Origin of the sequence: Flavobacterium branchiophilum NBRC 15030 = ATCC 35035 (assembly GCF_002217205.1) — a bacterium.
Taxonomy (GTDB): domain Bacteria; phylum Bacteroidota; class Bacteroidia; order Flavobacteriales; family Flavobacteriaceae; genus Flavobacterium; species Flavobacterium branchiophilum.
The window spans coordinates 19125-30742 of the sequence record NZ_MUGT01000054.1 but is presented as its reverse complement, the minus strand read 5'-3'; the positions used below and the strand labels follow the sequence as shown (position 1 = coordinate 30742).

The 11618-nt window shown below is 33.2% G+C and carries 8 protein-coding genes; 5 read left to right on the top strand and 3 right to left on the bottom strand.

Annotation, left to right across the window (positions count from 1 at the left end; genetic code table 11):
• The first annotated feature begins 159 nt into the window (after positions 1-159).
• The 5 genes from B0A58_RS07645 to hemH are packed head-to-tail and all read left to right on the top strand — an operon-like array spanning position 160 to position 7267.
• Positions 160-1026, top strand: coding sequence for a helix-turn-helix transcriptional regulator (locus B0A58_RS07645; protein ID WP_089080564.1), 867 nt, complete (start codon positions 160-162; stop codon positions 1024-1026).
• A gap of 53 nt (positions 1027-1079) precedes the next feature.
• Entirely contained in the window at positions 1080-3959 is a 2880-nt protein-coding gene (locus tag B0A58_RS07640; RefSeq protein WP_089080563.1) for a DEAD/DEAH box helicase, read from the top strand.
• Between the two features lie 25 nt (positions 3960-3984).
• Positions 3985-4344, top strand: coding sequence for a four helix bundle protein (locus B0A58_RS07635; RefSeq protein ID WP_089080581.1), 360 nt, complete (start codon positions 3985-3987; stop codon positions 4342-4344).
• 39 nt (positions 4345-4383) lie between these two features.
• Positions 4384-6246 carry a DNA methyltransferase gene (locus tag B0A58_RS07630; protein WP_089080562.1) on the top strand — a complete coding sequence of 621 codons (1863 nt, stop codon included), beginning with the start codon at positions 4384-4386 and terminating at the stop codon, positions 6244-6246.
• Between the two features lies 1 nt (position 6247).
• Entirely contained in the window at positions 6248-7267 is a 1020-nt protein-coding gene (gene hemH, locus B0A58_RS07625; RefSeq protein WP_089080561.1) for a ferrochelatase, read from the top strand.
• Between the two features lie 281 nt (positions 7268-7548).
• On the opposite strand, the gene B0A58_RS07620 is transcribed toward hemH, so the two are convergent.
• From B0A58_RS07620 to B0A58_RS07610, 3 genes are all read right to left on the bottom strand, one after another.
• Positions 7549-8547: a TerC/Alx family metal homeostasis membrane protein gene (locus tag B0A58_RS07620; protein WP_089080560.1), complete on the bottom strand. Its 999-nt coding sequence runs from the start codon at positions 8545-8547 to the stop codon at positions 7549-7551.
• Between the two features lie 63 nt (positions 8548-8610).
• On the bottom strand, positions 8611-10119 hold the full coding sequence (locus tag B0A58_RS07615) for a helix-hairpin-helix domain-containing protein (RefSeq protein WP_089080559.1): 1509 nt from the start codon (positions 10117-10119) through the stop codon (positions 8611-8613).
• A 16-nt stretch (positions 10120-10135) separates the two neighbouring features.
• Complete coding sequence (locus tag B0A58_RS07610; RefSeq protein WP_243389468.1) at positions 10136-11617, bottom strand: PP2C family serine/threonine-protein phosphatase; 1482 nt, start codon at positions 11615-11617, stop codon at positions 10136-10138.
• Between the last annotated feature and the right edge of the window lies 1 nt (position 11618).

Sequence of the window (11618 nt, the reverse complement as noted above, 5' to 3'; positions counted from 1 at the left end):
TTTTTTATCGTAATTAGTTTTTTTATAAAAAAGAGTTCTTATTTGGATAGAAAACAATAACTTTGTACCAATATTAAGCCCTTGAAACATGTTAGTTTAGAATTAATATAAATAAAAAATTTGAATTTAAAATTATTTTTCTATAAAAAAAACAACGCTATGAGTTCATTTGAAGAAATAATTATTGATACCGATTTTAGTTTACTCCGATTTCAAAACGATGCTGAAAGTACCGAAATATTAGAAAAACAAGTAGGTTCGGGTTTAATTCAGTTTCATTTTAATGTAAAAGGGAAAGGGAAATTTATTTTTAACAATAATTCTTATACATTAGATTTGAATGAAGAAAAAGCGCTCTTGCTATACAATCCGCAAAAAGAATTACCACTTCATTTAGAAATAGCACCTAAAAGTTGGATAATTTCTATTCTAATTTCTATCAAAAAATTTCATACTTTATTTTCATCCGATTCAGAAATGATTCCGTTTTTGAGCAAAGACAATTTAGAAAAAAAATATTATGCAGAAGAAAGCATCAGTCCTTCTATGTCAATCGTGTTGAATCAAATATTTCATTACAACCAAAATTCGTCAATTAAAACTTTGTATTTAAAAGGAAAAAGTTACGAATTATTGAGTTTGTTTTTTAATACCAATGAAGATCCCAATGCAGAACATTGTCCTTTTTTATCAGATGAAGAAAATGTTTTGAAAATAAAAAAAGCGAAAGAAATCATTATAAAAAACATGGCAGAGCCACCAGGTTTACAAGAATTGGCAGATGAAGTTGGCATTTCATTAAAAAAATTAAAAGCAGGTTTTAAAGAAATTTATGGCGATACGGTTTTTAATTTTTTATTTGATTATAAAATGGATTATGCTAGACAGTTGCTAGATTCGGGTTCGTATAATGTAAATGAAGTGGGATTGAAAATTGGTTACAGCACCTCAAGCCATTTTATTGCAGCTTTCAAAAAGAAATTTGGCACTACGCCAAAAAAGTATTTGATGAATTTAAATGGCTAATAACAACAAAAATTTGATTATATTTGTAAATTAATTAAACGTAATTTTTAATAATGCTTCAAAATAGTATAAAAGAAAAAAAAAATATTTGGTTACTATCTGAAAGATGTAGCATCAGTAACTTGCTTCAATATATAAGGACTAAAGGAAACCTAAGGGATACCCAAATTGAGGCTATTGAAACATATTTATTTTTAAAAATTGAGGGGCAGAACAAACCACTTTGGAAATTATTCTCTGAAGGCTTTTTTACAAAAGAGACCGATTTATCCAAATTAAACATCAATCAAAATGCTAGAGAATATTTAACCCAAAATAAAAATGCTTATGCCTTGTATGATTTTGCAAAACAACAAAAAATCCAAGGTCTGGAAAATGAAATTTTGAGTAATCCAACCGCATTAGATTACGATACCATCATTAAAAGCATTTTTTACAACGTAAGCTATGCCGACTATTTAATGAGTTTGCCAATGGGTGCAGGTAAAACTTTTCTGATGGCTGCTTTCATTTACTTAGACTTGTATTTTGCCGACAACGAACCAGAGAACAAAGCATTTGCACATAATTTTTTGGTGCTTATTCCTTCAGGTTTAAAATCTTCTATCGTTCCGAGTTTAAAGACAATTGAAAATTACGAACCTTCTTGGGTATTGCCCGAGCCATCGGCAAGCAAACTGAAAAAACTATTGAAGTTTGATGTTTTGGACGAGCAGAAATCAGCTAAGAAAAGTAACAAGGCAAGAAATCCAAATGCACAAAAAGTAAACGCCTGTTTACCTAATCCATTTGGTCAAGTATTTGTAGTAAATGCAGAGAAAGTGATTTTAGAAAGTTTCAAATTCAATGCTCAAACAGAATTGGAACTTGACGAAGAAGAAAAAGATACAAGCAACGATTTAAAAAGATTGTTCGGACAAATTCCGAACTTGACAATCCTTATAGATGAAGTTCACCACGCAGCAACCGATGATATTAAATTACGGCAAGCCGTAAATTATTGGCACAGCAAAGGGAACATTACAACCGTTTTAGGTTTTTCAGGAACGCCATATTTGCAGGGTGCTGAAACTATCAAAGCAGGTGATTACGCTTTTAAATTTTCTCAAATAACCAACACGGTTTATTATTATCCGTTGGTAACAGCAATTAAAAAATTCCTAAAAACACCGACAGTAAAAATCGGGCAAAACCTTGACCGTTTTCAAATCATTAAAAAAGGAATTGAAGACTTTGATACACAATACAAGAAAACAGTTTATGAAAATGGAGCAATTGCAAAGATTGCTATCTATTGCAGCAACATTGAAGTTTTAGAAGAAGAAGTTTACCCTTTCCTGACAAGCGAATTGAAAATAAATCCTGCCGAGATTTTAAAATTTCACGGAGGAAATAAAAAATACACTTTGCCAAAGGAGAATGAATTAGAGTTTCGTTCATTGGATTTGGCAATTTCAAAAAAGCGTTACATTCTTCTGGTGCAAGTTGGTAAAGAAGGTTGGGACTGCCCAAGTTTAACAGGCGTCATCCTTTCTCAAAAAGGAGACAGTCCTCAAAATATGGTATTGCAAACTTCTTGCAGATGTTTACGCCAAGTGGATAAAGGGAAAGAGGAAACCGCTTTAATATGGTTGAATAAAGACAATGCCGATACACTGAACAAACAGTTGAAACAAGAACAAAACAGCAGCATTGACGAACTAAACAGCACCAAACGAATTGGGAAAGCGGAAATGGTGGAACGCCACAGTCGTATGGAATATTTGCAATTGCCAAAAGTGGAATTTTATCAAATGAAGGTAACTTATCAAAGCATTGATGAAGAAGAAAACGCAAACACAAAAGCTAAATTATTAGCACTTTTCAATAAAATAGAGGATTATAAGGCTTCGGCATTGATAAGCACTAGTGAAATAGCTAACATTGATACTGGAACTATTGATATCATTAACGAAACAGGAATTGCATTTGCAAATTACAACCAATGGCTTTTTGAAATAAGTCGTCAAAGTTTTGGGTTGATTTCAGAAACGCAATTGCACCAATACGATACAGAACTAAACGAAATATTTGAAACCCTTTCTTTTGAAAAAGACGGAAACCGCTTTTTCAATGAATTGTATGATTTACATTTGATACAATCTAAAATTCGAGTTGCATTTAGCATTAAAAGAGAATTACAAACAGACACAGAAGTAATTCCGAAACAAGCGGAATTATTGATTGCAGAACGCTTAAACGATGTAGAGCAAAATCCTAAACTATATCCGAGCGAAGCCGACACAAACAAAATTCTTGAATTAGATAAAACAAATGCAGATATAGAATTTGATTGGGCAGAAGTTGAAAAGGCTTATCAGGTAATGAAGGAAACTATGATAAGTCAAGGAATGGAAAAGTGGGTTCCTGAATATGAAACTTTCAAATCAGATAAAGATTATTCTCTACCAATAAAATCTAAAAATAATACATTCCATTATTTACCATACAATTTTGGTGCAAGTGGTAGTAGTGGTTTTGAAATGCAAGCCATACAAGAAACACTGCGTTTAGCGGACTTTAAGACGAAGGATTTGGAAATTTACTACAACGGTGATAATTATCTAACGCAATTTAAAATAGATTGCTTTGCAAAAAACAATTCAAACCGTTGGAATAAAGTTGGTCAATACACAACTGATTTTCTTGTCATTAAAAGAACTGCAAAAGAAAAAATACATAAAATTTTGATGATTGAAACAAAAGGAGAAGGATTTAGTAATAATCCCGACTTCGTAAAAAGAAAGGATTTTGTAGAAACCGAGTTTTTAAAACTCAACCTAGAAAAATTCGGCTATCAACGTTTCGACTTCCTGTATTTGGAAGACAGCAAGAACATAGCGGCCAACATTACAAAATTGAATGACAAGTTGAACCAGTTCTTCAATGATTAATGGTTAATTGTAAATGGTTAATGAAATGACAGAGAATATCATCAAAAATAAAAGTTTTGCATTTGCTATTAGAGTAGTAAAGCTCTATCAATTTTTGTGTGAAACAAAAAAAGAGTTTGTTCTTTCAAAGCAATTGTTGAGAAGTGGAACTGCAGTTGGTGCATTGGTTCGTGAAGCCGAACACGCTGAAAGCAAAGCGGATTTTAAACACAAAATGGCTATTGCTCAAAAAGAAATAAATGAAAGTATCTATTGGCTCGAATTGCTCAAAGAAACTGACTATTTAACCATTGAGCAATTTCAAAGCATTAATACTGATGCAATAGAAATAATCAAACTTCTAACATCAATCATCAAATCGGTTAAGTTGAACATTAACAATTAACCACTAACAATTAACAATTAACAATTAACAATTAAAAAGATGCCAGTAAAATACATACCCTATTACCCTAACACGGTTGAAGGACAAGCGATATTAGATAACATTACCCGAACACAAAGAGTGCTGCGTTACCGTGAAAACGACAAAGTTTACGACCGCATAAAAAGAGGTATGCCTTACTACGAAGTAGAACCATTGGAAACAGTAGGCGAACCTTCTGAAAATTTGGTAATTCGTGGCGAATGTATTTCGGCTTGTGCCTACTTGAAAGAAAAAGGAATTAAACTTGATTTGGTTTACATTGACCCTCCTTTTGCAAGTGGTGCTGATTATTCTAAAAAAGTTTACTTGCGGAAAAATCCAAAACTTGCAGAAAAAATAGCCGCTGCCGAGCAAGAAATGGACATTGAAGAACTTAAAGCATTTGAAGAAAAAATGTACGGTGATGTATGGCAGAAGGAAGATTACTTAAATTGGATGTATGAAAACTTGATGGCAATCAAAAGCATAATGAGTGAAACCGCAAGTATCTATATGCATTTGGATTGGCATATTGGACATTATGTAAAAATTTTAATGGATGAGGTATTTGGTGAAGATAATTTTGTAAATGAAATTATATGGTCATATAGAAGTGGTGGAGCATCAAAAAAAGCTTCAATTGCTCGTAAACACGATTCAATTTATTTCTATACAAATGACAGAAACAATTTTGAGATCAATACAATAAAGGAAAGACAATATTTAGATAAACAGTTTATAGGCACTTTAACAGATGAAAATGGTAAATTTTATGTTGATACAATCTTAACAGATACACTTTTGGGTGTTATTAACAGAGTAATGCCTGATGGCAATATTAAAGAATATAGTTGTAGACCAGTTTTAAATGTTTCTAAAGAAAGGGTAGATTATTCCACTCAGAAGCCAGAAGGGTTGATTGAACTTTTAATTGAAATTGCTTCAAAAAAAAATATGGTAGTAGCCGATTTCTTTGGAGGTAGTGGAGTTACAGCCAAAATTTCTAGCGACTTGGGAAGAAAATTTATTCACGTTGACATAGGTTTAAACAGTATTCAGACGGTAAGAGACAGATTAGTCGAAGCTAAAGCCAACTTTCAAATTTTAGAAATAAAAGATGGTGTTAGCTTATTCCGCAACCCACAGCAGACAATGGATAAATTGGCAACGCTTATTCCAGGTTTGCAAAAGGGAGTAAAAGGAATTAGCAATTTTTGGTTTGGTGCAATCACAAAAAGTAAAGAAGGCATTGTGCCGGTTTACGTGCCTAATTTACTCAATACACAAGAAAAGGTGTTGGATATTCCAACCATAAATACCATAATCAATCAGGAACTATCAAACCTAGAAGTTAATGCCAAAAAAGTAATTGTGTATTACATAGACATTGACGACCAAAAGGCATTAGAAAAATTCATTAAAGACAACAACGCAACAGAAATAGAAGTTGAACTAAAAGACCTTAAAAATCTGTTGCACGATGTAGTAATAGAGGACATCATAGATTTCAAAACCACCAAAACTGAAGATGGTTACGAGACGGAAATTACAAAATTCATCAGCGACAGACTTATTCAGAAAATTAATGAATTCAACCAGAAAGGAAATTTACAATCTGTTACTAAAGGCAAAACATTCAACCCAATCAGCATCAGCGAAGAAGGTTTAGAGCTCATAGAACTTATTGCCCTTGACTGCGAAAACACAGAAGGACAATGGCACAGCACGACAGAAATTAAAATTGACAAACTCGGTTATATAATTACAAACGGCGTAAAATCAAAAAACTTTTGGGACGGCAAAATAGTAAGTAACAAAAAACCTTTGAGAATAAAAGTGAGAAATATTAGCGGAGACGAAACCATTAAAGCGATACAATAAAATGAAAGGAGTATTATTAGTAAATTTAGGCTCACCAGAAAGTCCTACAGCAAAAGACGTTAAACCCTATTTAGATGAATTTTTAATGGATAAATACGTCATTGACGTTCCGTTTTTATTGCGTGCATTGTTGGTAAGAGGTATCATATTGCAAACCCGACCAAAAAAATCAGCAGAAGCTTATGCCCGAATTTGGACAAGCGAAGGTTCTCCTTTGATTGTGATTTCTAAAAAAATGCACGAAAAAGTGAAAACTTTGGTGGACATCCCTGTGGCATTATCCATGCGATATGGCACCATGACTATTCTAAAAGGGTTACAAGAATTGCACGACAAAGGCGTAACAGAAGTCATGCTTTTTCCTTTATATCCGCAGCATGCAATGGCTTCTACAACCACAATTTTGGTGTTAGCAGAAGAGCTTCGTGCGAAGCATTTCCCTAACATGAAATTCACAACAGTTCCAGCATTTTACAACAAACCCGGATATATTGAAGCGTTAGCCAATTCGATAAAAAAACATTTGGAAGGTTTTGATTACGATCATTTGTTGTTTTCTTATCATGGCATTCCAAAACGTCATATTCGAAAAACAGACGTTACAAAATCGCATTGTACCATAGATGGTACTTGCTGCAATACACCTTCGCCAGCACACGAATTTTGCTATCGTCATCAATGTTATGAAACCACAAAACAAGTGGTACGATTATTGAACATTCCCGAAGGGAAATACAGCCAAACATTCCAGTCGAGATTGGCAGGAGACAAATGGTTAACACCTTATACGGATGTAGAAATCAACAAAATGCCCGAAAAAGGAATTAAGAAATTAGCCGTTGTAACGCCAGCATTTGTGGCAGATTGTTTAGAAACATTGGAAGAAATTGCTATGGAAGCCAATGAGCAATTTTTGCATCATGGAGGCGAAGAGTTTATGGCCATTCCGTGTATGAATGACGAAGACGAATGGTGTGGTGTGGTGGCAAAATGGATTACAGAATTTCAATTAGAAAAATAACAAAACCACCTGGTTTATACCAAAGATACTAACACCCGTATTTCTATTGATTTCATAAACACAGTAGCAACTTATCTAAAAAATAAGTTGCTACTGTGTTTTGACTTTTAATACCAAACACTTATATAAAATAGTCTAAAAATGCAATGCTATTTTTTTTCAAGATTTTATAAAAAAATCATTTCATAGCTGGGCTACGTAATTATTTTTTTGTGAAATATTTGGAGAAAAAGAGCTAGCAGATTGGGCTATTTTATATGAGTGTTTGGTATTTTAATTGATTATTCTTCTTGCTTGTCTGGAAATAGGAGTGACAAAATCACAGAAATAACCAAAACACCTCCGATAACTAGCAAGGAATGCAACGATTCGATATGATAAAACGGGGCAATGATCATTTTTACTCCAATGAAGGATAGAATTACTGCCAATCCATAAGGCAATTTGTTGAACAAATGGATGAAATTGTCTAATAAGAAAAACAAGGCTCTAAGTCCTAAAATCGCAAAAATATTGGAAGTATAAAGTATAAATGGATCGTTTGAAATGGCAAAAATGGCTGGTATAGAATCTACTGCAAACAACAAATCGGTAAACTCAATAACTGCCACAACTACTAATAATGGTGTTGCGAATTTTACGCCATTTTCATAAGTGAAAAATTTATCACCATCGTATTTATCACTCACATTGAAAAATTTTCGAATCAATTTTGCTCCTCGTGTATCGTTGTAATCTTCGTCTTCGTCTTCATCTCCTGATGACCATGATTTGATTCCTGCATATACCAAAAACAAACCAAACAAAGTCATGATAATATTGATGTCATATTGGAATCCTTCTATTCCTGCAATGCCTAACAATTTGTTCAAATAGGTCAATTCAATCAAAAAGGCTCCTGAGAATATAAATAGGGCTCGCAATACCAATGCTCCAATGATTCCCCAAAATAATACTTTGTGCTTGTTCGTATTTGCAACATCAAAAAATTTGAAAACAAGAATAAACACAAATAAATTGTCCACAGATAAGGCTTTTTCTATCCAATATGCCGATTGAAATTCATAAAATTTCGCAGCTCCTGCATAATAATATACCAAACCACTGAAAGCCATTGCTAGAGAAATCCAAACTAATGACCAGGTTATGGCTTCTTTGTTCGACACTTCATGACTTTTTTTGTTAAAGATACCAAGATCTAATAATAACATGACAAAAACAGCTACTGCAAAAGTAACAATGAGCCATGGATGCTCCGAAAAAATAGGGTGATTGTTCATTTTTAATTTATTTGAGTTTAAAAAATTTTGAATTATAAATCGTGTTTTAAAATAATATTTTTTTTATTTATTAGCCAAGGTTACCAGCATCACTCTTCCGCCGGGTTCTTTGGACAATAGAATTTGTTTTCCATCCGTGAGTTCGAGCATGGTTCCAATAGGGATTTCTTTGTTTGCTGTTTTATCCACCAAAGAAGTTAATTTTTGGTTCACAAATACCCATTTGTTATCAATAAAAGTAAAATATCCAACAGGAATTTTTTGTTCATTGGACAATTTTTCACTGCGAATGATGTTTTTATTCACATGCCATTGAAACAAATATTGGTTGTGATACACCATCAACCGATGATTTTCTGGTTTCCAAACGCCTTCATTGAATTGTGAATAAAAATCCAAAATAGGCAATGAACCTTGGTGTTTGGTGCCACAAAACGGACATCTAGGCGTGTTGGTATTATCAAACACATACCATTTTTGTTCGCAAGCGGTATTGCTACAAGTTTGCACCAAATCGGAAGTTTTCAACAAAGCAGTTTCCCATTCTTCGGCAGTTGGCCGTGCCATAGGTTGATGCAGACCATCGATAAAGGCTCGGTCAAAAAGCGGTTTCAAATAGGGTCCAGTGATGGTGTATGGCAATTTGTCAATATCCGACCAATATAAATCCCATTTGGAAACTTGATTCATTTTCGGGCGATTGCTTTTGTCTGATGGATGTTCTATAAACAACGCTTTTTCTCCCATTGAAAGTAAATCGTCTTTTTCGGTGTCCAAATCATGCACTTTTCCACCTTTTAATGGATGTCTGTGTAATAATAACATATAAATCAAAACGGGTAAGGCATGCAAATCGGTTCTGATATTTGGCAACTTTCTATTCGGATCGTTGAGGTCCAAATGTTTGGTAGCCAATACTTCAGGAGCTATAAAATCAGCCGTACCTAATACTTCTGCGGGATAAATTCCTGGTACCACCATGCCATCTAAATCAATAATCACGGCGGATTTTGTAATGGGATCTATCAAAACATTATTATACGATAAATCGGAATGTGCCAATCCCATTTGGTGCAATTTTTTTACACCTCTGCAAATATTGATACAAATTTGAAAATAATTGAGCCAATTGCCTAGTTCTGAAGCATCTAAACTCAATGGAAATAGTTTGTTTCTAAATTTAGCACCAGCAAACCACTTTCCGTTTTTTTCTTCTCCTTTGATTAAATCTTGATTGGCATACCCTATTTTAAAGAAATAATTGGGTTTATAAATCGGAACAATTATCCCTGTTTTTCCATTGGATTCAATAACATCCGTGGGCCATCGGAACAATTCTTCCAAATAATAATCGCCTCCATCCATTTTTTTTATGCGTTCGAGTTGCACACTTGCAATACGTTTGAGACGGTCAATTTGGTTGAAATCTTGTTTTTCTTTGAAAATGGCTACAACATATTTTCTATCGGGACTAAAATAGACATTTTTAGCAGTGCCACTTTTGGGGTCACCCGTATCAATATATTGATAAGTTGCGTCATTTAATATTGATTTTACTGTTATTATCGACATTTGAATTGTTTTTAAATTAAAATATCACGGCTAAAGTTCGGTCATCATGATTTCCTGGACTCCAAAAATCCATCCAATTTGATAGTTGATGGGCTAAATCAGGATGGGTTGCATCAAAAATTACTTTTGCTTGATCTTCATTATTTCCGTTCAAATCGGCAATAAATTCTTTCCATTTATCTAATTTCTCCAAATTGGCTTCCACCACAAATTTGGCATCATAAATACCATCTGTCATGAGCATTAAATATGAAAAATCATCAAAAATTTTAAAACCAAATCGACTTGAAAATTTATCATTTGTAAAAATTTCAGGCATGGTAATAAATCGGGTGCCTCCGCCATAATCTCCCACATCTAGCCAATTCATGAGTTTAAAATCAGAAAAATCTTTGTTGATGACAGCAATAGGACAATCGCCCACACCAAAAGAAAGTAAAACATACCCAAAATCGTATTTTTTGAACAAGGTAAAAATTAATGTACTGTGCAAATCTTTGATTTCAAAACCGTTTTTATTTGCAAAATCATCTAATTTATTAAAAACGTGTTTGGCACAACCGCCTAAATAATGGTAAATAAATTTGCTTATCGCTATTTGATTGGATGTTTTATTCGACGCAGTTTTTTGCTCTTGTATCGGCTGCTCTTGAGGAATTGCTTCTGTATTTATTAGTTCTTTAGCCAAATTATTTTCTTTGGCATATTCTTTTAAAAGCAAATCAAAATCGTTTAATGGAGCTTCTGTAAAATGGATTTCAAAAAAATTAATGACTTCATTACAAGCTATTTCTGAGCCTTTTCTGGAATATTTTGCACTTCCAGCACCATCAGAAACGGCAACAACACTCCAATTGTTTTTTTCAAAATGATGAAAGGCAAAATCATCGTCTCGAAACGAACCTACATTGGCATGAGAACGTCCTCTTTTTGAAGCTACTACAATATTTTTATCGCCAATTTTTTCAAAAGAAGTTACATTATCTTCTTTCCAAAATGGATCCGTATGATCACTCGCTTTATTTTGCCAAAGCGATTTTGGATCGGCATTGATGATTAAATTGATTGTTTTTTCGTTTAAAATGCTGTTTTCTAGTTCACCATTAACTCTGAATTTTAAAATTATTTTAAAATCACCATTGTTATTTGGGGTTCCAAAAATTCGTTTTTCAATAGGGTCAAATTGCAAACCGACATTTTCAAGACCTTTCATTTCAAAATGGAGCATGTTGTTCCAAAGCGCATTTTCATTAGCAAAAGCATAGTCATATACTTTTCCAACGGTGCCATTAGGAATTGGAATGGAAGCCGAAATGATGTCATGAATACTTTCACGAATTTGCCAATTTGCCATAATTTGTTTTTGTTGATTTAATATAGTTGCAACTGCATTTATTATTTCAGAATCGTTAATAAATGCTTCAAAAATAAGATTATTTTTTGGAGTTATTGTCTTATTGTGAGCAAATAATAATTTTTCTATATATGATTTTGTCATT

What these genes read in the sequence shown, in the direction of transcription:
- B0A58_RS07615 (WP_089080559.1), bottom strand. Translation starts at nt 10,119, where the DNA reads ATGTCGATAATAACAGTAAAATCAATATTAAATGACGCAACTTATCAA.
- B0A58_RS07610 (WP_243389468.1), bottom strand. Translation starts at nt 11,617, where the DNA reads ATGACAAAATCATATATAGAAAAATTATTATTTGCTCACAATAAGACA.
- B0A58_RS07630 (WP_089080562.1), top strand. Translation starts at nt 4,384, where the DNA reads ATGCCAGTAAAATACATACCCTATTACCCTAACACGGTTGAAGGACAA.
- B0A58_RS07635 (WP_089080581.1), top strand. Translation starts at nt 3,985, where the DNA reads ATGACAGAGAATATCATCAAAAATAAAAGTTTTGCATTTGCTATTAGA.
- hemH (WP_089080561.1), top strand. Translation starts at nt 6,248, where the DNA reads ATGAAAGGAGTATTATTAGTAAATTTAGGCTCACCAGAAAGTCCTACA.
- B0A58_RS07645 (WP_089080564.1), top strand. Translation starts at nt 160, where the DNA reads ATGAGTTCATTTGAAGAAATAATTATTGATACCGATTTTAGTTTACTC.
- B0A58_RS07620 (WP_089080560.1), bottom strand. Translation starts at nt 8,547, where the DNA reads ATGAACAATCACCCTATTTTTTCGGAGCATCCATGGCTCATTGTTACT.
- B0A58_RS07640 (WP_089080563.1), top strand. Translation starts at nt 1,080, where the DNA reads ATGCTTCAAAATAGTATAAAAGAAAAAAAAAATATTTGGTTACTATCT.